Source organism: Okibacterium endophyticum, assembly GCF_054780075.1.
Window position 1 is genome coordinate 14,935 of the sequence record NZ_BAAGXA010000004.1, and the last position, 21,427, is coordinate 36,361.

A 21,427-nucleotide genomic window follows, 5' to 3' on the forward strand; every position below is an offset into this window, starting at 1 on the left:
CACCACACAACGACGAGTCGCTCTGCACATCAGGGTGCAGGGCGACGGGCTACGTCGGCCCTCAGACGGCCGGCGCCGTGACGAAGTCGATGAGTTCTTCCACACGCCCGAGCAGAGCGGGTTCGAGATCGGCGAAGGTGCGCACCTGGCCCAGGATGCGTTTCCACGCGTGGGCGATATCGGTCTGGGATTCGTGCGGCCATCCGAGCGACGCGCAGATGCCCTTCTTCCATTCGACGCTGCGTGGAATCTGCGGCCACTCGCGAAGCCCGAGTCGCTCGGGTTTCACGGCCTGCCAGACGTCGACGTAGGGGTGCCCGACGATGTGCACGGTCCCCGGGGGCGCCTGGGCGATCGCCGCCTGGGCGATGCGGCTCTCTTTGGAACCTGGAACGAGGTGGTCGACGAGAACGCCTATTCGTCGTCCTCCGGTCGGGGCGAAGTCGCGCACGATCGCACTCAGATCATCGATCCCGCCGAGGTACTCGACGACGACTCCCTCGACCCGCAGGTCGTCACCCCACACCTTCTCGACGAGCTCGGCGTCGTGCCTGCCCTCGACGAAGATGCGGCTGGCCCTGGCAACCCGCGCACGGGCATCCTTCACAGCCACCGACCCCGATGCCGTTCTGGCCGGGCCGCCGGCGGTGCGCACGGGAATGACGAGCTCGACCGGCTTTCCCTCGATCAGAAACCCGGGACCGAGCGGGAAAACCCTCTTCTTGCCGAGGCGGTCTTCGAGCTCGACGGTTCGTCCCTCGACGCGTGTGATCGCACCGCACCACCCGGTCGAGGCCTCTTCGACCACGAGGTCGAGAATCGCCTCGTGTCGTTCCTGAGCCGGTTTGTTGCGGCGTCGCCAGTCCCCGGCGAGCACGTCTGTTCCGTATCGGTCGAAATCCACGCGTCCACACTAGGCAGCCGAACGATGCCGCCACGGGAGCCACGCCACGAGCGAGGAGGCATATCGAACGTCCACGAGCTGACATCTCGGTGGACCCTCACAGATGACGCCCATAGACTCGGAGTGCGGATGACGGGCCGCCGTTCGGGCGCCCCGTCGACCGCACAATCGAGCGAGACGACCGAGCGAGAGGCAGGCTGATGGGGGCAGGGCGCACGGGAGTCTCGTCGAGACGCACGACGGTCGGCCTGCTCGCAACTGCGGCGGCGGCGATGCTTGTGCTCACCGCGCCGATGAGCGCCTCTGCGACGGACCCCGTCGACCTGGGTTCGGCTCGTGTGGTCGACGAGGCAGGAGTCCTCGACGACTCCGAGGTCGGTGAGGTCGAGCAGGCGATCGACGACCTGTATTCAGAGACGCAGACCGACCTCTGGGTCGTCTACGTCGACGAGTTCACGAGTCCGAGTGACGCGGAGTCCTGGGCCGACCAGACGGCACAGGCGGGCGGGCTCGGCCCCACTCAGTATCTTCTCGCCATCGCGACAGAGGGCAGGACGTTTTTTCTCTCCGGCGATTCGGAAGGCACGGCGAGCTTCGAGCAGCTCGACCAGATCGAGCAGGAGCTCATCGGTCCCGAACTGCGCGACGAGGACTTCGCCGCGGCGGGAGCAGCGGCGGCAACCGGCCTGCAGCGCGCCGTGGACGGGCAGTCCGTGACGGGCGGTGGCTCGGGATTCGGTTTCTTCTGGTTCTTCGTCATCGCCGTTGTCGTCATCGGCGTCATCGTCTTCTTTGTCGTCGGCAGAAAGCGCTCGCGGCAGACCGCAGACAAACCCGAGGCGATGCCGGTCAAAGAGCTGCAGCAGCGTGCCGGCGCAGCGCTCGTCGAGACCGATGACGCGCTCAGAACGAGCAAGCAGGAACTCGGTTTCGCCGTCGCCCAGTTCGGCGAGGATGCCGTGGTCCGCTTTCGCACGGCCATCGACGAGGCGCAGTCCAGGCTGTCGCAGGCATTCGCGATCCAGCAGCAGCTCGCAGACGAGGTTCAAGACACCGAGCAGCAGGTGCGCGAGGGGAACAGCAGAATCATCGCCCTCTGCGACGAAGCAGGCGAGCTGCTCGACCGTGAGGCCGAGGCCTTCGACGAGCTGCGCCAGCTCGAACGCGATGCCCCCGCCGCCATGGCTGCGCAGAACGCCGAGCACAACCAGGTGGCCGCCAGGCTCACGGCCGCCGAGAAGTCGATCGTGTCGCTGGCGACCCGCTTCGCACCGGATGCCACGGCACCGGTCACAGACAACGTCGCCCAGGCGCGTGACCGGCTGCAGTTCGCCCGCACGACTCTCGACACGGCGGCCGAGAAGCTCAGCGCGAACGAGACGGGTGACGCAGCCGTCGGCATCCGCGCCGCCGAAGAGGCGATCGACCAGGCCGGTGTGCTGCTTGACGCGATCGACCGTCTCTCGGCAGACCTCGAGACCGCGGACCAGGCCATCCGCCCGATGATCGACGATCTTCGCGCCGACATCGCCGCCGCCCGAGAGCTCAACGATGAGAGCGGAAACGCCGCAGCGGCGGCGGCCTCGACCGAGACCACACTCGTCGACGTCGAGACACGGCTGAACGCCGCCATCCCCTACTCCCCCATACGCCTGCTCGAACGACTCACCACCGTGAACGCCGAGATCGATGGCGTTCTGAAGGGGGCTCGCGAGGCTGAAGAGGAGCGCAGGCGCGCTCGGTCCGCTCTCGGCCGCTCGCTGATGCTCGCCGAAACCCAGCTGAGCGCAGCGGACGACTATATTTCGACCAGACGAGGCGCGATCGGGAGCACGGCGAGAACACGGTTCACCGAGGCGGGTCGTGCACTGGCTGAGGCACGTGGCCTGCAGGAATCGGATGCGGTCGCGGCCCTGTCGAAGGCCGACGTCGCCAACCGGCTCGCCGGCCAGGCGATGGAAGCCGCGCGTCGCGACGTGCAGGGTTTCCGCCCGGACACCTCTGGAGACTGGTATGGCCAGTCGACGACGCAGAGCGGCAGTGGCGCCGTCGGTGCGATACTCGGCGGCATCCTCATCAATTCAGTGATGGGCGGCGGCGGGTCGAGGCGCAGCGGATTCGGCGGAGGATTCGGCGGCTCGAGCCGCCGCGGTTCCGCCGGCGGTTTCGGAGGCACGCGTTCTCGCAGCACTGGCAGCTTCGGCGGTGGAGGCACACGATCCAGGCGCGGCGGCGGCAGGTTCTGAGAGCCGGTCTCACGCCGTGGAAAGACCTATTCAGACAGACAACGGGCACAGAGAACAACAGGCACAGAGAAAGAGGAAGAACACATGGTGAAACAATCGATCTTCGGGCGGATCTCGACACTGGTGAGGGCGAACATCAACTCGCTCATCGATCAGGCAGAAGACCCGCAGCTGATGCTCGACCAGATGGTCAGGGACTACACGAACAGCATCGCCGAGGCAGAGTCCGCGATCGCCGAGACCATCGGCAACCTGCGGATGCTCGAAGAGGACGCATCTGAGGACCGCCGGGTCGCCCAGGACTGGGGCAACAAGGCCCTCGCGGCGAGCCGCAAGGCAGACGAGTACCGCGCGGCCGGGAGCATCGCCGACGCAGACAAGTTCGACAACCTCGCGAAGGTCGCCCTGCAGCGTCAGATCTCGGCCGAGAACGAGGCGAAAGAGGCGGAGCCCCAGATCGCGTCGCAGACGCAGGTCGTCGAGCAGCTCAAGGCCGGCCTCAACGGCATGAAGCAGAAGCTCGAACAGCTGAGGTCGAAGCGCAACGAGCTCGTGGCGCGTTCGAAGACCGCCGAGGCGCAGCGGAAGGTCGCAGACGCGGTCAAGAGCATCGACATCATGGATCCCACGAGCGAGGTGGGTCGTTTCGAAGACAAGATCCGCCGCGAAGAGGCGAAGGTGCGCGGTCAGCAGGAGCTGGCGGCGTCGAGCCTCGACGCCCAGTTCGAATCCCTCGACGATCTCGGCGAGCTCACCGAGGTCGAAGCGCGGCTCGCAGCCCTCAAGTCGGGCGGGCAGTCGTCCATCGGCCAATAAGGCAGCGAACAGCGTAAGGCAGCGAACAGCGAACGGATGCCCGTGTGCCGGCGGGCACACGGGCATCCGTTTCTCCTCTGGCGAACGTCCGTCGAGCCCGCCCGACATCTCGGTGCGCGGCACCATACTTGTCAGATGGCGTCTTTTGTTGTTGTGCCCCAGTGGCAGGGCTCGGGTTCTTCGCGGGCTATGCAGCTCATCACCGGAGCCGAGACGATTCTCGGCGACCTGCCGGCCGCGTCGTCAGAGCTCATCGATGTTCCCCTCGAGGCCGGCTCCTCGCTCGAGACAGGTGTGCAGCGGGTCTCATCCGTCGACCTGATCCGGCATCGGCTCGCCGACAGGCTCGAGGGCAGGACCGAGCCGGTGATCACGATCGGCGGAGACTGCGGAGTCGAACTGGGTGCTGTGGAGCACGCTGCAGGCGTCTTCGACGATGTCGCCCTGGTCTGGTTCGACGCTCACGCCGACCTCGGCCGCGTCGAGACGTCGACGTCGGGGGCGTTCCACGGGATGGTGGTGCGATCGCTTCTGGGGGACGGCCCCGAGCTGCTCGCCTCGTCCCACCCGATCGAACCCTCGCGCCTGGTGCTCGCCGGAGCACGCGCCTTCGACGAGGCCGAGGCACACGACATCGCCGACGCGGGGATCACGCATATACCGGTGGGTGACTTCACAGCGGATGCCGTGGTGAAGGCGGTCACCGCTGCTGGAGCGCAATCGGTCTATCTGCACGTCGACCTCGACGTGCTCGACCCCGACACGATCATCGGAGTCACACATCCAGAGCCGTTCGGCATCGCCCCGGCGGTCCTCGTCGAGGCCATCACAGCGCTCAAGGCGGAGTTCGCGTTCGCGGGCGGCGGAATCACGGGTTTCGCGCCGTCGAGCGCTGAGGCCGCAACCGATGACATGGGAACGATCCTGCGGATCGTCGGGGCACTCGCACGCTGATGGAGCCGGCGGCGGCCTATCGCAAGCGACAGAGCACGCAGTAGCCTCGAATCATGACCGACACCTGGTATGACGTCGTTGTGATCGGCGCGGGTCCGGTCGGCGAGAACGTCGCAGACACCGCGACTCAGGCCGGCCTCTCGTGCGTCGTCGTCGAGAGTGAGCTCGTCGGCGGAGAATGCTCGTATTGGGCGTGCATCCCGTCGAAGGCGCTCCTGCGCCCCGGCGCCGCACGCGATGCCGCCCTGCGGGTTCAGGGAGCGTCTGAATCTGTGACCGGCAGCCTCGACGGTGGAGCCGTGCTCACCCGACGAGACGGTTTCGTGAGCAGCTGGGACGACTCCGGCCAGGCGGCCTGGCTCGACGGCGCGGGCATAGCGCTCGTCCGCGGCCACGCACGCCTCGCTGGTGAGAAGACTGTCGAGGTCGAGACAGAGACCGGGGCGGTGACGCTCCGGGCCCGTCATGCCGTCGCGATCTGCACCGGGTCGGCAGCGCTCATCCCCGACGTCCCGGGTCTCGCCGAGGCTGACCCGTGGACGAGCAGAGAGGCCACCTCGGCACAGGAGATTCCCGAATCCGTGGCAATACTCGGTGGCGGAGTCGTCGGTGCCGAGATGGCCACCGCGTACACATCGCTCGGCTCCCGGGTCACGCTCATCGTGAGAGGGCGTCTGCTGTCTGGGCACGAAGACATCGCCGGAGACGCGGTCGCCGCCCGACTGCGCGAGCGCGGAGCGACAGTGCTCACCGCGAACGCCACAGACGTCACGCGCGACACCGATGGCACGGTGCACGTCGAGCTCGACAACCGAGAGACCGTGATCGCAGCGGAGCTGATCGTCGCCACCGGTCGTGTGCCGCGCACGTCGGACATCGGCCTCGAGTCCGTGGGGCTGAAGCCGGGGTCCTGGCTCGACGTGAACGACTCGATGCGCGTCACGGCCGTCGACGGAGACTGGCTCTACGCGGTGGGCGACGTGAACCACCGCGCACTGGTCACACACCAGGGCAAGTACCAGGCGAGGGCTGCGGGGCGGGCGATCGCCGCACGTGCTGCGGGAGATCACGCGGATCCCCTCCCCTGGACCGACACCGTGGCATCCGCAGACCACACGGCGGTGCCGGCTGCCGTCTTCACCGATCCGGAGGTCGCCGCTGTGGGCCTCACAAGCGCTGCAGCGGCCGCAGCCGGTCTGCGCACCCGCGTGATCGACTACGATCTGGGTTCGGTTTCGGGCTCTGCGCTGCTCGCAGACGGCTACACCGGGACGGTCAGGGCGGTGATCGACGAGGATCGCGGAGTGCTCGTCGGCATCACCTTTGTGGGGCAGGACGTCACCGAGATGCTCCACGCGGCGACGATCGCCGTCGTCGGCCAGGTTCCCCTCGACCGGCTGTGGCACGCGGTGCCGGCGTTCCCGACGATGAGCGAGGTGTGGCTGCGCCTGCTCGAGACCTACCGGGCAGACGCATGAGACGCCTGCTGCTCGACTCGCCGATCAGCAGGCTCGGCTACCTGTATGCAACGCTCGTCGGGCTCGTCTGGGGATCGATCTGGTCGACCGGCCGCGTCGAACGCGAGAACGGGCTGTGGATCTTTCGCGGTATGCCCAGATGGACATTCGGCCGCGGCGGCTCATGCGTCGGCTCGTGTTACCTCACAGACGGGAATGTCTCACCCGACATCCTCGACCACGAGGCCGTGCACAAGCAGCAGTGGAAGCGGTACGGCATGCTGTTCCCCTTCGCATATCTCATTGCCGGGCGCGACCCGTTGAAGAACCGCTTCGAGAGGGAGGCCGGGCTCGAAAAAGGCGGTTATCTGCGAAAGAAGCGCACCGGCTGAGAACGGCTCAGTCCAGGTCGTCAGGGTCGCTGCCCGTGCGCTCACCGCTCTCGAGCGTCGCGATCGCCGTCATGTCATCCTGGCCTAGCTCGAAGCCGAACACGTCGAGATTGCTCCTGATGCGTTCGGGCGTCACCGACTTCGGCAGCACGATGTTGCCGAGCTGCACATGCCAGCGCACGATCACCTGGCCGACCGTGACGCCGTGCCTGTGGGCGACGGCATCGAGAGTCGGGTTTCCGAAGAGCCGGCCGCGGGCGAACGGCGACCAGGCTTCGGTGCGGATGCCGTGCCTGGCGTTGAACGCGCGGGTCTCTGCCTGCGGGAGCCACGGGTGCAGTTCGACCTGGTTGACGACGGGAACCACATCCGTCTCGGCGAGCAGTCGTTCGATGTGGTGCTGGTGAAAATTGCTCACCCCGATGGACTTGACCCTCCCCTCGTCGCTCAGGCGCTCGAGCGCTCGCCAGGTGTCGACGTAGCGATCCTGCCGGGGGGCAGGCCAGTGGATGAGGTACAGGTCCAGGTAGTCGAAGCCGAGCTCATCCATCGTCGCGTCGAACGCCCGCAGCGTGCTGTCATACCCGTGATCGCTGTTCCAGACCTTCGAGGTGACGAACACATCGCCCCGTGGGACGCCGCTCCGGCGAACGCCCTCACCGACGGCTCGTTCGTTCTGATAGAGGGCCGCCGTGTCGATGTGGCGATACCCGGACGCGAGCGCCGTGGCGACGACATCTGCCGTCTGCCGTGCGGGAACCTTGTAGACGCCGAGACCCACCTGCGGAATCCGCCCGCCGTCGTTCAGGTCGAGCAGGGGCGCGGAAGCAAGCGGAGCGGCCGTCATCGCTCCATTATGGCGTCAGGACGCTGCCGACGGCAGTACCCTCACGGGCTCAGCGGCGACCGTGCAGGCAATACTCCGAGGGAACGGTGATGCGTGATTCGTCGACGCCGAGCGCAGCGGTCAAGTGCTCGAAGCATCCGCTGACCGAGCGGTAGCCGCCGCCGAGCCAGACGTGAGCGTCTGTTGCATCGGCCTCGAAGAGCATCTCGTTCGACCAGGCGGTCACGGCACGGGTGAGTGCGATGCCATTCGTGCAGCGCTCCGCGGTGCCGGGTGCTCCGGTTCTGGTCGACCGGGTCAACCAGGTCACCGTCATACGGGTCGGCACGTCGACGGTGCCGATGTCGGCGGGTGAGTCGACCTCGATGAACACACGGCCCTTTGCACAGATGGGCAGGGTCGACAGGGCGGCTTCGAGTTCGGCGAGGCCGCTCTCATCACACGCGAGAAGGTACTGCACCTTCGACGCCGCCGGCCGCCTGGCGGCGCGTCGGCGCGGGCTCGGCCTGGTGGGGCTCAGCGTTCCGGGACTCTGCGCACCGGCCTGGTCGTGGATCGTCATATCGTAGTTAGTATAGGCATGCCTAACCGTGAATAACCAGTGTTCGGCCGCAACGCCACGTGACAGCCGACGGTGACTCCGATCGGCGCGTCGCAGAACATGCCGAATCACCATTGCGTGTCACGATGACACCGACCTCTTTCGTAACGATTCGGGGCAGAGCCCCTGCGCACGAGAGAATGAAGGACAACCGCGGCATTCTGCGCCGCCATCCCTGTTCGAAAGGACCGCATTTCTATGCGTCGCTCCACACGTTCCCTCACCCTCGCCCTCGCGACTGCAGCCGTCTCTGCGGTGCTTCTGAGCGGCTGTGCGCCAGATGGCGGCGGCGATGGCGGCCACGAGGACGCCTCGGTGACTGTCGGGCTCGTCCTGGCGCCGGACAACCTCAATATCCGCGCGACCTCTGGAGCTGCTCTCGAACAGGTGCTCATCGACAACGTCTACGAGGGTCTTGTCTCACGGACGCCAGACGGTGAGATCGTACCGAGCCTCGCCGAGAGCTGGGACGTCTCTGACGACGGGCTTGAGTACACCTTCCACCTCGCCGAGGGTGTGACCTTCCACTCGGGCAACGACATGACCGTCGACGACGTTGTATGGTCGCTGACCCAGGTGAAAGACGACGCGTCCCTGGTCGAGCACGGCAACCTGTCCCTGGTCGAGACGATCGAAGCCGCAGACGAGAGCACTGTCACCATAACTCTCTCGTCTCCAGACGCGAACCTGCTCTGGAACCTCAGTTCACGCGCGGGCCTCGTGCTCGAGGAGCAGGCGACGAACGACCTGGCCACAAGCGCGAACGGCACAGGCCCGTTCACGCTCGCCGAGTGGAAACAGGGCGACAGCATCACCCTCGCCCGATACGACGACTACTGGGGCGAGGCCGCCAAGGTCGACGAGGTGGTGCTCGCGTACATCCCCGACTTCACAGCGGCGGTCAACGCCGTGATCGCCGGTGACGTCGACGTGCAGGTCTCCGTCGATGCGAACCTGCGCTCGCAAATCGACGAACTCGACGACGTCACCCTCGTCGAGGGCCGCACAACAGACAAATTCACTCTCGCGTTCAACAACCAGCGCGCACCCTTCGACGACGTGCGAGTGCGAGAAGCACTGCGCCTCGCCATCGACCACAACGCGATCATCGAAGCGATCGGAGGCGCGGGCTCCGAGATCGGCGGTCCGATCCCGGAGCTCGACCCCGGCTACGAAGACCTCACCGGCACGCGCGAGTTCGATCCGGACCGCGCCCGCGCCCTGCTCGCCGAGGCCGGTCATCCCTCGCTCGAGCTGACCCTCACCATTCCGAGCTTCTACGGCACAACAGTGTCGAGCATCCTCGTCTCCCAGTTCCACGACGTCGGCGTCACCCTGAACGTGAACAATGTCGAGTTCGCGACCTGGCTGAACGATGTGTACACCAACAAGGACTACGACCTGAGCTACGTCGACCACGTCGAGGCGCGGGACTTCGGCAACTGGGCGAACCCGGACTACTATTTCGGGTATGACAACGCCGAGGTCCAGGCCCTGTATGCAGAGTCGGTTTCCGCTGTGGATCCCGGCGTGGCAGACGAGAAGCTGAGGGAGGCTGCGAGAATCGTGGCAGAAGACCACGCGGCAGACTGGCTCTACAACGCGACCACGCTCACGGCGGTCCGCGAAGGGATCACCGGTTTTCCGACCGATTCGTTGAACGCCAGGATCGACCTCGGGCAGCTCGCCGCAGAATAGCCGGCAGACTCCAGTGATCCGGCTGACCGCATGATGCGATTCATCCTGACCCGCGTGCTGCTGCTCGCGGGCGGGCTCGTCATTGCGACGCTGCTCATCTTCTTCACCCTGAGGGTGCTGCCGGGGGATGTCGCGCAGGTGATCGCGGGCACAAATGGCACGCCGCAGCAGATCACCCTGATCCGCGAGCAGCTCGGGCTCGATCAGCCGGTGTTCGTCCAGTATGCCGACTGGGTGGGCGGCCTGATGCGCGGAGACCTGGGCACCTCGCTCATCACCGGCTCGCCGGTTGCCACCGAACTGGTTGAAAAGGCACAGGTCACGGTGCCGCTCACCGTTATGTCGCTCGCGATAGCGCTTCTGATCAGTGTGCCGCTCGGCATCCTCTCCGCCCTGCGGCGCGCGCGTCCCTCTGGCGCCATCCTGAACGCCGGCGCGCAGGCCGTCGCCGCCGTTCCCGTGGTCTGGGCCGGCATGCTGCTCGTCATCGTCTTCGCTGTCACGCTCGGCTGGCTGCCCCCGCAGGGGTTTCCGCGCGACGGATGGGACGACCCGCTGCGCGCGTTCAGATCGCTGCTGCTGCCCGCACTCACGATCGGCGTCGTCGAGGGCGCCGTGCTGCTGCGCTTCATCCGCTCGGCAGTGCTCGAGGCCCAGGGGCAGGACTACGTGCGCACGGCGGCCGCGATCGGGCTCACCAGAACCAGGGCGCTCCTGACACACGGTGTGCCCGTCGCCGCGCTCTCCGTGATCTCGGTGTTCGCACTGCAGCTGGCCGGCCTGCTCGTCGGTGCGGTCATCATCGAGCAGCTGTTCAGCCTGCCAGGCATCGGGCGGATGCTCGTCGCAGACGTCGGCAACCGTGACCTCGAGAAGGTGCAGGGAGAGATCTTCGCCATGACCGGTGTTGTGCTCGTGCTCGGAGCCGTTCTCGACATCGTGCACCGGCTGATAGACCCCCGTCAGCGGGAGATCCTATGACCGTGTATCGGGCAGACGCGCCCAGTCGGCGTCTTCGGCGTCGCACGCATCGTGAGGGCTGGCTGCGAGCCCTGCTCAGAAACCCGGCGGGCGTCTTCGGCGTCGTCGTCGCACTGCTCGTGCTCGCCTCTGCCGGGCTCTCGCTGCTCTGGCTGCCATACGATCCGCGCACGGTCGACGTTCCAGGCGCCTGGCAGTCCCCCGGTGCCGAGCACCTGCTCGGCACAGACAACGTCGGCCGTGACATGTTCAGCATGCTCCTCGCCGGCGCACGGGTGACGGTTCTCGTCGCGGTCGGCTCGCCGATCGTGGCGGCGATCGTCGGCGTCATCTTCGCCGCGCTCGGATCCCTCACGGCGAGATGGGTGCGAGAGTCGATAGCGGTGCTCATCGACGTGCTCATCGGGTTCCCCACCCTCCTGATCGCGATGATGCTCGCCGCCAACTTCGGAGGCTCGCTGCTCGTCGTGATCGTCGCCGTCGGTGTGAGCTTCGGCGTCAACCTCGGCCGCGTCACCCGTCCGGAGATCCGTCGGGTCTCTCGCGCGGACTTCGTGCTCGCCGGCCGGGCGGCCGGACTCGGCCCGTTCCGCAATCTCACCCGGCACCTGCTCCCGAACATCGCGCCGGTGTTCATCGTGCAGCTGTCGTGGGCGGCAGCCGTCGCCGTGCTCGCCGAAGCCGGGCTCTCGTACCTCGGCTACGGAGCACCGTCGACGACACCCTCGTGGGGTCGTATGCTCGCCGAGCTCCAGCTGTACATCGGCGTGCACCCTTATTCGGTGCTCTGGCCCGGACTCGCCATCACGGTGACGGTGCTCGGTTTCAACCTGCTCGGCGACGGACTGCGCGATGCGACGGACCCGCGCCTGATGCGCACAGACCCCCGGTCGCGGGCGGCACTCTCGAGAGAACCGGTGCAGATGTGAGCCTCGACGTCACAGATCTCAGCATCACCATAGACGGACGCGCGGTCGTCGACGGGGTGAGCTTCAGCGTGCAGCAGGGTGAGCGCTTCGGAATCATCGGCAGCTCCGGCTCCGGCAAGTCCCTCACGGCCCTGGCCATCCTGGGGCTTCTGCCCGAGGGCGCCGGTCTGACCGGAAGCATCCGCTACGAGGGACGCGAACTCGTCGGACGGGGCGAACGAGAACTCGCCGCGATGCGCGGCAACGACATCAGCATCGTCTTCCAAGAGCCGCGGACAGCGCTGAACCCGATTCGAACGGTCGGCCGCCAGATGACGGAGCCGCTGCGCATCCACGGCGGGCTCAGCAGACGCCAGGCCCAGGCCCGCGCGATCGAGCTCGCGCGCCTGGTGTCGCTGCGCGACCCTGAAACCGTCATCGGGCGCTACCCGCACCAGCTGTCAGGCGGTCAGCGCCAGCGCGTCGGAATCGCCATGGCCCTGGCGGCACGACCGAGGATCCTCATTGCCGATGAACCCACCACAGCCCTCGATGTGACCATCCAGGCCGAGATCCTCTCGCTCTTCGACCGCCTCGTCACCGAGCTCGGCACCACCCTGGTCTTCATCACGCACGATCTCGCCGTGCTGCGCCAGGTGGCGACGGATGCCGTTGTGCTGGATCAGGGACGTGTCGTCGAGGCGGCTCCCGTGAGTCGCCTGCTCAGCGAGCCGGCGACATCCGTCACCCGGAACCTGGTCGATGCGGCCCGTGCCACCGGATGGCGCGGCGCACGGGGAACCCGACCCGCCGAGGGACCCACACAGAGAGGGCCACACCGATGACAGCTGCCCCCCTGCTGCGTGCCACCGCGCTCTCACGCGAATACCGGCTGCCCCGCCGCACACTGTTCAGCCCGGTGAGAGTCACGCGGGCGCTGCACGAGACGAGCCTCGAGGTGAACGACGGTGACGCCCTCGGCATCATCGGCGAATCGGGGTCGGGCAAGTCGACGCTTGTGCGCCTGCTGCTCGCGCTCGATACCCCGACCAGCGGTCACGTCGAGTTCAGGGGGCACCGGGTCACGGGCATGAGCCGGGCGCGTGTTATGTGGATGCGGCGTGAGACGGGCATCGTCTTTCAAGACCCGTACGCATCGCTCGACCCGCGTATGCCCGTCGGCCGGATCGTGGCTGAACCGCTCATCGGGCTCGACGTCAGGTGCGATCGCCGGGAACGCGTGCAGTCGGTGCTTGAACGCGTCGGCCTCGAACCCGAGATGGCCGACCGTCTTCCCCACGAGTTCTCCGGCGGCCAGCGTCAGCGCATAGCGCTCGCACGCGCGATCGTGCACAGGCCGAAACTGCTCGTCGGCGACGAGCCGTTGAGCGCACTCGACGTGACGGTCAGGGCCCAGATTCTCGAGCTGCTGCAGGAGCTCAGGCGGTCACTCGGACTCAGCCTGGTCATCGTGTCTCACGACATCGGCGTTGTTCAGGACCTCTGCACGAGCGTCGCCGTGATGAAAGACGGCGAGATCGTTGAACGCGGCACCTCTGAGGCTGTGCTCACCCAGCCGGAGCACTCCTACACCCGCAAGCTGCTCGGAGCCGTGCCGACTCTGGGCTGACCCCTGTCCCGACCCCGTCAGCGTGCGAGAGCCGGCACCCGATCCTGCCAGTGGATGCGCCGCTCGAGCTGTGCGCCGATCGACAGCAGAGGTGCCTCTCCGCCGGGCCTGCCGACGAGCTGGACACCCATCGGGAGCCCCTCTGCAGTGACCGAGACGGGCAACGTGACAGCGGGAAGGCCCGCCACGTTGACGAACGACGTGAGCGGTGAGTATTGCACCTGCTGCCGAAAGTTCACCTCTGGGTCATCGCGGTCATACGACCCGATCGGGCGGGGCGGCTGCGCGAGAGTCGGCATGAGCACGGCGTCGAAGGGCGCGAACTGCGCGATCACACGTCGCTCGAACGCGGCGAACGACCGCAGCGCCTCAGCCAGCTGCACTGCCGTCATCGTGCGGCCCTCCCTGACCAGCCGCGCCGTGAGCGGCTCGAGCTCATCGATGCGGTCGTCGGCGATGGGGATGGTCGCCGCCGAGGCGCGCCAGACCGCTGTGAACGCCTCCGCGTAGTGTCCACCGTGGTCGAAGTCGAGGTCGTCGATCCCGTGACCGATGGACGCAAGGTGAGCTATCGCATCCGACAGGGCAGCGGATGCCTCTGGTGCCGTCTCGACGGCGTACCCGTCACCCCAGGGCTCGCCATGGAGCACGGCGATGTTGAACCGGCCCTCACCGCGGACGGCGGCACCGAGCAGGTCGCCGTCATCGGGGCCGGGCGCCCGCAGCGCGTAGTGGTGCTCGACGCGTCCGTTCCTGCGGGCGATCATCGCGTCGAGGAGCATGGCGGCGTCTGCAACGGTCCGAGCGATCGGTCCCTGCACAGGGAGCCCGCCGAGCGCGTCGATTCCTGACCCTGCCGGCACCAGCCCCCGTGAGGGTTTGATCCCCACGAGGCCGCATGCAGCGGCGGGAATGCGGATGGAGCCGCCGCCGTCGCTCCCGGGCGCGAAGGGCAACAGGCGGGCGGCGACAGCCGCGGCTGCTCCCCCGCTCGACCCGCCGGCGCCGAGGTCTGTGTTCCACGGGTTTCGTGCGGGTGGGGCCACAGACGACTCGGTGTAGCCGTGCATGCCGAACTCGGGGGTGTTCGTCTTCCCCAGGCTGATCGACCCGGCCTCGTCGAGAACACTCACGATCTCGTCGTCCTCGTCGGGAATCGTCCCCGCGAACGGTCTCGACCCCAACGACATCGGCACCCCTGCCCTGGCGTTGAGGTCTTTGTCGGCGAGCGGGAGGCCCCAGAGCGGCGCCGTGCGCGGGATGCTCGTCTCGACGACACGTGCTCGTTCGAGCGCCCGCTCTGCCGTCACCGTGACAAAGGCGCCGACCGACGGGTCGAGACGCTCGATGCGGTCGAGGTAATGGGAGGCGAGTTCTGTCGGTGAGACCTCACCTCGTTGCAGGGCCAGCCACTGGTCGACAGCGGATTCATCGTGGAGTTCGCTCACCCCTCGAGCCTACGCCCGCCGCTATCCCGTTTCGTCGCGCGATGCGCACGGCAGGCGCGGGGTCCAAGCGCGGGGTCCACGACAGGCGCGGGGTCCACGAGTCTGGGCCGGGCGGCCCAGGGCGAGGAAAGAGTCGCGAGGAAAGGACGGATTCTCTGATCGCATCCTTGCGCCATGACTTTTCCCCCATCGGGTTTCTCCACACCCGGTCGGGGAACGCCCGGCTCTCCACATATCTCGGCGCGGTGACCCGTCGGCATCCGGCACCCGGCATGCTCACCGCATGGAGCAGAAAGCAGTCGGGCTCGCGTTGTGGTTGAACGAACACGGTGGCATCGCCCATCGCCGCGATGTCGTCCGCGGCGGATTCACCCGATACGCCATCCTGGCGGCGATGGCAGCGGATGAGGTTCGTGTGCTTCGCCGCTGGTGGCTCTACACCCGTTCCTGCCCGGCGCCCCTCGTGAGGGCGGCATCCGTTGGAGGCCGGCTGACGTGCCTGACGGGAGCGCAGCACCACGGACTGTGGGTGGTCGACGATGGCCGCGTTCACCTCTCGGTCCGCAGCAACGCCTCCGTCGCGGCCCGCGAACCCGACGTCGCCCTGCATTGGGCACGGGTGCCGGCGCCGGTGTCCGGCTACGCTCTCGTCGAACCCGTCGTGAACGTGCTCATACACACCGCGCGATGCCAGACGTTCGAGCGCGCAGTGGTCGTTTTCGAGTCGGCGTTGAACAAGCGTATGGTCACGCAGGACGAGCTTGTGCGGCTTCGTGTGCGGTCGGCGGCGTTCGCGGATGTGGTCGCTCAGGCCGGCGAGCTGTCCGACTCCGGCATCGAGTCGCTGCCGATACACCGGCTGCGTCGACTGGGCATCACCGTTCGCCAGCAGGTGCGGATCGAGGGACGCCCGGTCGACGGCCTGATCGGCGATCGGCTCGTTCTCCAAATCGACGGGAACGAACACCATCTGGATCCCGCCCAACGCGAGAGAGACATCCGGCACGACGCGCAATTGTCGTTGCGCGGATACACGGTGCTGCGGTTCAACTACCGTCAGGTGATGTTCGGATGGAGCGAGGTCGAGGCGACGATCGTGCGGGCGATGGCGCAGGGGCTTCACCGGTCAACTGGTGTGAGGAAATAGTCACGGCGCGAGGATCAAACAAACGGATTCATCCTCGTGCCGTGACTATTTCCTCACACCGGCTTGACATCCCGAACCATAGATGGTTGGTTAACTAGTAGAGTAACTAACCGAATAACGAAGGCCAGGGAATGTGATCGAAGAAGGCAAGCCGATCTTCGTTCAGATCGCAGAGCAGATCGAGAACGACATCATCTCAGGCGCCATCGCCGAAGAGAGCCAGGTGCCGTCGACGAACGAGTTCGCCGCGTTCTATCGCATCAACCCGGCGACAGCCGGAAAGGGCGTGAACCGGCTCGTCGACGACGGCATCCTCTACAAGCGGAGGGGCATCGGGATGTTCGTCGCCGCCGGTGCGAGGACCCGCCTGATCGACGCTCGCCGCACACGCTTTCGCGACGAGTACCTTCGACCGCTGATCGATGAAGCAGCAAAGCTCGACATCACCCCAGAGGAACTCACACACATGATTCAGAAAGAAGGTGTCACCTCGTGACCACACTCAGCCGAGCCGCAGCCTCCGACACGGTCGTGAGCGTCAACGGCCTCACCAAACGCTTCGGCAGCCTGACCGCCGTCGACAACGTCAGCTTCGACGTGAAGACCAACACGATCAACGGCCTGCTCGGCCGCAACGGAGCGGGCAAGACCACGATCATGCAGGTGCTGACCGGCCAGGACTTCGCCACCTCGGGCGACGTTCGTGTCTTCGGCGAGTCTCCCGCAGAGAACCCGCGCGTGGTCGGCAACATCAGCTTCATCAAAGAGAGCCAGAAGTACCCAGACGACTTTCAGCCGAAGCACGTCTTCGACAGCGCCCCCTGGTTCTTCGAGAACTGGGATGCCGACTTCGCCGACCAGCTCGTCGACGAGTTCCGGCTGCCGGTGAAACGCCGCATCAAGAAACTGTCGCGTGGTCAGCTGAGTGCCGTCGGCGTGATCGTCGGACTCGCCTCGCGCGCGCCGCTCACGTTCTTCGACGAGCCGTATCTCGGGCTGGATGCCGTGGCACGACAGCTGTTCTACGACCGGCTGCTCGAGGACTACGCGGAGCACCCGCGCACGATCATCCTGTCGACGCACCTCATCGACGAGGTGTCCAACCTGCTCGAGCATGTCCTCGTCATCGACAGGGGCCGCATGATCATCGACGAAGACGCCGAGACGCTTCGCGGGTCGGCCACGACCCTCGTGGGTCCGAGGTCGGCCGTCGAGCCGTTCGTGGCACACCGCGAGGTGCTGCACCACGAGGCGATCGGCGGATTCCTCTCGACGACGGTGGCCCGCCTCTCGGACGACGACCGTGCGGCTGCCGCAGCAGCCGGCATCGAGCTGTCGCCCGTCTCCCTTCAACAGCTCATCGTGCGCAAGACCAACGCGCCAGCACAGGAATTCGAGAACCAGCCATGAGCACGCTCACCGCACCACACGCAACCGGCACTCCGATGAACGAACGACGCACACAGAACGGACGCCCCATGAAACGCCTCGTCAACGTGGCCAGGCTGCACGTCGTGAACACCTGGACGATCTTCTGGATCCCCCTGATGATCCTCGCGTTCATCTGGCTCGTCAACGTCGCCATCTGGTGGATCTTTTCGGCGGCGACCCAGGGCGAAAGCCTGTCGACCTCTGCGCGGGAGGGTATGCAGTGGAGCGGGTCGGCATCATTCATCTTCGTCTACATGACGGTCATCGCTGCACAGGCGATGAGCATGACGTTTCCGTTCGCCCTCGGCCTGAGCATCACCAGACGCGAGTTCTACCTCGGTTCCATGCTCGCCTTCGCGGGCCTCGCGCTCGTCTACGGTCTGCTCCTCACCGTACTGTCTCTGCTCGAAGACGCGACGAACGGATGGGGCTTCGGCGGAACGATGTTCTCGGCGGTGTACTTCGGCCAGGGCGGCTTCTTCGAGCGCCTGTTCGTGTTCTTCGTCGGCCTGCTGTTCTTCGTCGCCGCCGGCACACTCGGCGGCACCATCTACATGCGCTGGCGTATGAACGGAATGCTCGTCGCCGGCGCACTGTTCGCCATACTCCTGCTCGGCCTGGCCGCACTCATCAGCTTCACACAGAGCTGGCCGCTCGTCGGCGAGTGGTTCGTGGCATCCGGCCCGACGGGTGTGGTGGCATGGATGATCGTGCCGATCCTGCTCTGCGCCCTCGCGGGATACCTCGCGCTCAGCCGGGCGACGCCGAAGAGCTGACAGGGACCGAACAGTGACCGACGGTGAGCGCACATCTCTCCCGGTGTGCGCTCACTCGTGCGGGGCTACTTAAGCGATTTCTGAAGCAGCACGGTGCCGAGCCAGCGCTCGAACTTGAACCCGACACGGCCCATACGCCCGATCTCGGTGAACCCGAACGCCTCGTGCAGTGCGATGGACGATTCCGCTCCCCTATCACTGATGACGGCGAGGATCTCTTTGATCCCGGCCGCCCGCGATCGCTCGATGAGCTCACCGAGCAGTGCACGCCCGAGACCCTTGCCGGTTGACGCCGGGCCGAGGTAGATCGAGTTCTCGACGGTGAAGCGATACGCACGCTTCTGCTTCCACGGCGCCACGAGCGCATACCCGAGAATCTGCCCGGACGGCGATTCGGCGACGATGAACGGAAACCGGAGTTTCTGGAGCATGGCGAACTTCGACCGCCACTTCGCGAGACTCATCCTGTCTTCGTCGAACGTGACGACGCTGTTCGTGACGTAGTAGTTGTAGATCTCGCGGATCTCGGGCAGATCCTCCGGTCGCGCGTCGCGGATGGTGTACTCGAACTCCGGCGCCGGCGCAGGCTTCTTGCGCAGGTGGGGCGGCAAGACGCGCCTCGGCTGGTATTCCTCTTCAAGCACGTTATGAGTCTAATGGGGGTGCATCACACGGCCCTGGTGGGCCGGTGTGGTGTCCAAGTCCACCAGTGGGTGAGCACTCCGCGAGCCTGACCCCGTGTCGTGAGGTCTAGATCTAGATCGCGCAGTCGACGTGTCCGGTCTATCCGGTCACCGGTGCAACGACCAGTTCACCGGTTCAGCGCCCTGAGCGACCAGGAGCTCGTTCGCCCGGGAGAACGGCCTCGATCCGAAGAAGCCCCTCGATGCGGAGAGCGGACTGGGGTGGACAGAGGCGATCCGAGGGGTGTCGCCGAGCAGCGGAGCGAGGTTCTGGGCGTCACGTCCCCAGAGGATCGCGACGAGCGGCGCCTTCCGCGCGACGAGCGCCCTGATGGCGTGCTCGGTCACCCGTTCCCACCCCTTGCCTCTGTGCGAGGCCGGTGCGCCCGGCCGCACGGTCAGCACGCGGTTGAGCAGCATCACACCGTGCTCTGCCCATGGGGTCAGGTCACCGGATGCGTGGGGTGCGATTCCCAGATCGTCGTTCAGCTCGGTGTAGATATTGACAAGGCTCCGCGGCAGCGGTTTGACGTGCGCGTCGACCGCGAAGGAAAGCCCGATGGGGTGGCCGGGTGTCGGGTAGGGGTCCTGACCGACGATCAGCACTCTCACCCGGTCGAACGGGTAGGAGAACGCTCGGAGCACACGGTCCCCAGCCGGAAGATAGGGCCGCCCGGCGGCGACCTCCGCTCGCAGCCAGTCGCCCATACCCGCGATGTCGTCCGCCACGGGTTCGAGAGCCGTCGCCCATCCCGCGTCGATGAGCCCGCGTTGTGAGAGCGAGGCCAGGTCGCGCCCTCCACTCGGCCGGGCCGCCCCGCCATCGACCGGCTCAGACACGCCGCTCATGCTCCAGCGGTCGAGACGCTCACGCCGCTCTCACCCGCCATCACCTGCCAGATGCTCCCCGCCCCGACGATACGCAGTCCGCCGCCCTCGACGATCAGAGCGGTGTTCTCATCGATGGCGACGCCACCGGACACCATCGTCGCCTCGACAGCCGCGACGAGGCGCCCGAGTGTTCCCCACTGGGCGGCGTGCACGTCGATCGAGATGTCGACGAGGCCGAGCCCCTGTTCGATGGTCACCTCGTCGAGATCTTCACCCGCGCGCTCCGGAGCGACAGGAACACCACCGATCCGCCATCCGCCCACGATCGCCCGCTCAGCGGCTATCTGGGCTCCAGCCGAGACTCCGAGGTACGGCATCCCGCCGCTCACGAGCCGGCGCACCTCGCCCTCGACCGTGTGCATGGCCTGGCGGTAGGCCGGTGTGAGCCCGCCGCCCACAACGAGGCCGTCTACGCCTGACAGGTCGTGCGACTGCACCTCACGACCCGCCGGAACGGGCAGCCGCACGACGGCGCACTCCTCGCCGAGCTTCGCGGCGATCATGTCGATCTGCTCGTCGCCGTCGCCCTCGTGCACCTGCACAACGGCTATGCGCGGCATCACGCGATCGTTGGTTCTCGCGAACGCGGCGGCATCTCGCACGAACTCCGGCCAGAGCTCGGCGTCGACAGCGGCATCCGTCGGGCCTCCGACGAGATAAATGCTCATCCCCCGACCCTATCCGCGCCCGTCGCGCTTCATGCGCAGGGGGCCGCGCGCGACCTTGTACGGCGCGGATTGGGCAACGGGTTTCACGGTGATCTGATCGATGCTGACGTGGTGAGGCAGTTCGACAGCGTGCACAATCGCCGCTGCGACGTCGTCAGCCGACAGCGGTTCCGGCACGTTCCTATAGACCGCGTCGGCCTTCGCCTGGTCGCCGCCGAACCGCACGAGAGAGAACTCCTCGGTGTGCACCATGCCTGGGGCCACCTCGATGACCCTGATCGGTTCGCCGCTGAGCTCGAGCCGCAGCACCTCGAGCATCGCGTGCTGGGCGAACTTGGCGGCGTTGTAGCCTCCGCCGCCCTCATAGGCGACGTGGCCGGCGATCGACGTGATGCCGACGATGCTCGCCGCGTCCCCCTCTGGCACGGTGTCGCGGAGGATCGGAAGGAACGCGCTGATCATCCGCTTCGTGCCGAGCACGTTGATGTCGTACATCCGTGCCCAGTCGTCGACGTCGCCTGCTTCGACCGTGTCGAGGCCGAATGCGCCTCCCGCATTGTTCACGAGCACGTCGGCTCCGCCCGACTCCCGCACGAACGCGGCAACGGCATCCACATCGGCCTGCACCGTCAGGTCGGCTGCGAACACCTCGGCCCCGGTCTCGGCTGCGAGCGCACGCAAGCGGTCGGCCCGCCGGGCGACACCGACGACATCCCACCCGTGCTCTCTGAACATCTTGACCGTGGCGGCACCGATTCCGGAACTCGCACCTGTCACAACCGCGCGTCTCACACTCATAACACCAGCCTAGAGAACGACCACGGGGCGCCGCCCACACGTCACCCGATTACGCAATGTGTCACACATGCTTGCCGCCCCACAGCCCGGTCTCTACGCTCATAGTGACGGGCATCGCCGCTCGTGACCGCTTACCCGAGACGTGAGGGAC

22 protein-coding genes are annotated in these 21,427 nt (G+C 66.6%); 14 read left to right on the top strand and 8 right to left on the bottom strand.

Annotated elements, in window-relative coordinates; all coding sequences use genetic code 11:
- Positions 1–61 precede the first annotated feature (61 nt).
- A complete protein-coding gene (locus tag ACYVF5_RS02520) occupies positions 62–904 on the bottom strand; it encodes a DUF3097 domain-containing protein (protein WP_460942999.1) in 843 nt (280 codons plus the stop codon).
- 200 nt (positions 905–1,104) lie between these two features.
- On the opposite strand from ACYVF5_RS02520, the gene ACYVF5_RS02525 reads away from it, so the two are divergent.
- The 5 genes from ACYVF5_RS02525 to ACYVF5_RS02545 all read left to right on the top strand — a co-directional run bounded on the left by ACYVF5_RS02525 (position 1,105) and on the right by ACYVF5_RS02545 (position 6,769).
- Positions 1,105–3,150 (top strand): TPM domain-containing protein, encoded by a 2,046-nt coding sequence (locus ACYVF5_RS02525; RefSeq protein WP_460943001.1) that lies wholly within the window; start codon positions 1,105–1,107, stop codon positions 3,148–3,150.
- A gap of 84 nt (positions 3,151–3,234) precedes the next feature.
- Complete coding sequence (locus ACYVF5_RS02530) at positions 3,235–3,966, top strand: PspA/IM30 family protein (RefSeq protein ID WP_460943003.1); 732 nt, start codon at positions 3,235–3,237, stop codon at positions 3,964–3,966.
- A gap of 135 nt (positions 3,967–4,101) precedes the next feature.
- Positions 4,102–4,920 carry an arginase family protein gene (locus ACYVF5_RS02535; RefSeq protein WP_460943005.1) on the top strand — a complete coding sequence of 273 codons (819 nt, stop codon included), beginning with the start codon at positions 4,102–4,104 and terminating at the stop codon, positions 4,918–4,920.
- 53 nt (positions 4,921–4,973) lie between these two features.
- Entirely contained in the window at positions 4,974–6,398 is a 1,425-nt protein-coding gene (locus ACYVF5_RS02540; protein ID WP_460943007.1) for a dihydrolipoyl dehydrogenase family protein, read from the top strand.
- Positions 6,395–6,769 (top strand): Fe-S oxidoreductase, encoded by a 375-nt coding sequence (locus tag ACYVF5_RS02545; RefSeq protein ID WP_460943010.1) that lies wholly within the window; start codon positions 6,395–6,397, stop codon positions 6,767–6,769. The genes ACYVF5_RS02540 and ACYVF5_RS02545 overlap by 4 nt, the downstream gene beginning before the upstream one ends.
- Before the next feature lie 7 nt (positions 6,770–6,776).
- Here ACYVF5_RS02545 and ACYVF5_RS02550 read toward each other — a convergent pair whose 3' ends face one another.
- Positions 6,777–7,616 (bottom strand): aldo/keto reductase, encoded by an 840-nt coding sequence (locus ACYVF5_RS02550; RefSeq protein ID WP_460943011.1) that lies wholly within the window; start codon positions 7,614–7,616, stop codon positions 6,777–6,779.
- A gap of 49 nt (positions 7,617–7,665) precedes the next feature.
- On the bottom strand, positions 7,666–8,178 hold the full coding sequence (locus tag ACYVF5_RS02555) for an SIP domain-containing protein (protein ID WP_460943012.1): 513 nt from the start codon (positions 8,176–8,178) through the stop codon (positions 7,666–7,668).
- Positions 8,179–8,415: 237 nt separating this feature from the next.
- On the opposite strand from ACYVF5_RS02555, the gene ACYVF5_RS02560 reads away from it, so the two are divergent.
- From ACYVF5_RS02560 to ACYVF5_RS02580, 5 genes are read left to right on the top strand one after another with little or no spacing between them, the layout of a single operon-like run.
- The gene (locus tag ACYVF5_RS02560) at positions 8,416–9,915 is read left to right on the top strand and encodes an ABC transporter substrate-binding protein (protein WP_460943013.1); all 1,500 of its coding nucleotides are present in this window, start codon (positions 8,416–8,418) and stop codon (positions 9,913–9,915) included.
- 30 nt (positions 9,916–9,945) lie between these two features.
- Positions 9,946–10,896 carry an ABC transporter permease gene (locus ACYVF5_RS02565; RefSeq protein WP_460943014.1) on the top strand — a complete coding sequence of 317 codons (951 nt, stop codon included), beginning with the start codon at positions 9,946–9,948 and terminating at the stop codon, positions 10,894–10,896.
- Positions 10,893–11,825, top strand: a complete 933-nt coding sequence (locus tag ACYVF5_RS02570) for an ABC transporter permease (protein WP_460943015.1) — start codon at positions 10,893–10,895, stop codon at positions 11,823–11,825. The genes ACYVF5_RS02565 and ACYVF5_RS02570 overlap by 4 nt, the downstream gene beginning before the upstream one ends.
- The gene (locus tag ACYVF5_RS02575) at positions 11,822–12,649 is read left to right on the top strand and encodes an ABC transporter ATP-binding protein (RefSeq protein WP_460943017.1); all 828 of its coding nucleotides are present in this window, start codon (positions 11,822–11,824) and stop codon (positions 12,647–12,649) included. Before ACYVF5_RS02570 ends, ACYVF5_RS02575 begins: the two co-directional genes overlap by 4 nt.
- Positions 12,646–13,434 carry an ABC transporter ATP-binding protein gene (locus tag ACYVF5_RS02580; RefSeq protein ID WP_460943020.1) on the top strand — a complete coding sequence of 263 codons (789 nt, stop codon included), beginning with the start codon at positions 12,646–12,648 and terminating at the stop codon, positions 13,432–13,434. The genes ACYVF5_RS02575 and ACYVF5_RS02580 overlap by 4 nt, the downstream gene beginning before the upstream one ends.
- A 17-nt stretch (positions 13,435–13,451) precedes the next feature.
- Here ACYVF5_RS02580 and ACYVF5_RS02585 read toward each other — a convergent pair whose 3' ends face one another.
- Complete coding sequence (locus tag ACYVF5_RS02585) at positions 13,452–14,882, bottom strand: amidase (RefSeq protein ID WP_460943022.1); 1,431 nt, start codon at positions 14,880–14,882, stop codon at positions 13,452–13,454.
- A gap of 283 nt (positions 14,883–15,165) precedes the next feature.
- Here ACYVF5_RS02585 and ACYVF5_RS02590 point away from each other — a divergent pair, with 283 nt between their 5' ends.
- From ACYVF5_RS02590 to ACYVF5_RS02605, 4 genes are all read left to right on the top strand, one after another.
- The gene (locus ACYVF5_RS02590) at positions 15,166–16,029 is read left to right on the top strand and encodes an endonuclease domain-containing protein (protein WP_460943024.1); all 864 of its coding nucleotides are present in this window, start codon (positions 15,166–15,168) and stop codon (positions 16,027–16,029) included.
- Positions 16,030–16,162: 133 nt separating this feature from the next.
- Positions 16,163–16,525, top strand: coding sequence for a GntR family transcriptional regulator (locus tag ACYVF5_RS02595; RefSeq protein ID WP_460943026.1), 363 nt, complete (start codon positions 16,163–16,165; stop codon positions 16,523–16,525).
- The gene (locus ACYVF5_RS02600; protein ID WP_460943028.1) at positions 16,522–17,439 is read left to right on the top strand and encodes an ABC transporter ATP-binding protein; all 918 of its coding nucleotides are present in this window, start codon (positions 16,522–16,524) and stop codon (positions 17,437–17,439) included. The genes ACYVF5_RS02595 and ACYVF5_RS02600 overlap by 4 nt, the downstream gene beginning before the upstream one ends.
- Complete coding sequence (locus ACYVF5_RS02605; protein WP_460943030.1) at positions 17,436–18,236, top strand: hypothetical protein; 801 nt, start codon at positions 17,436–17,438, stop codon at positions 18,234–18,236. The genes ACYVF5_RS02600 and ACYVF5_RS02605 overlap by 4 nt, the downstream gene beginning before the upstream one ends.
- A 65-nt stretch (positions 18,237–18,301) precedes the next feature.
- Here ACYVF5_RS02605 and ACYVF5_RS02610 read toward each other — a convergent pair whose 3' ends face one another.
- From ACYVF5_RS02610 to ACYVF5_RS02625, 4 genes are all read right to left on the bottom strand, one after another.
- The gene (locus ACYVF5_RS02610; RefSeq protein WP_460943032.1) at positions 18,302–18,880 is read right to left on the bottom strand and encodes a GNAT family N-acetyltransferase; all 579 of its coding nucleotides are present in this window, start codon (positions 18,878–18,880) and stop codon (positions 18,302–18,304) included.
- A 147-nt stretch (positions 18,881–19,027) separates the two neighbouring features.
- Positions 19,028–19,768, bottom strand: a complete 741-nt coding sequence (locus tag ACYVF5_RS02615) for a uracil-DNA glycosylase (RefSeq protein ID WP_460943034.1) — start codon at positions 19,766–19,768, stop codon at positions 19,028–19,030.
- A complete protein-coding gene (locus ACYVF5_RS02620) occupies positions 19,765–20,478 on the bottom strand; it encodes a Type 1 glutamine amidotransferase-like domain-containing protein (RefSeq protein WP_460943036.1) in 714 nt (237 codons plus the stop codon). The genes ACYVF5_RS02615 and ACYVF5_RS02620 overlap by 4 nt, the downstream gene beginning before the upstream one ends.
- Before the next feature lie 9 nt (positions 20,479–20,487).
- Positions 20,488–21,276 carry an SDR family oxidoreductase gene (locus ACYVF5_RS02625; RefSeq protein WP_460943038.1) on the bottom strand — a complete coding sequence of 263 codons (789 nt, stop codon included), beginning with the start codon at positions 21,274–21,276 and terminating at the stop codon, positions 20,488–20,490.
- Positions 21,277–21,427: the final 151 nt, after the last annotated feature.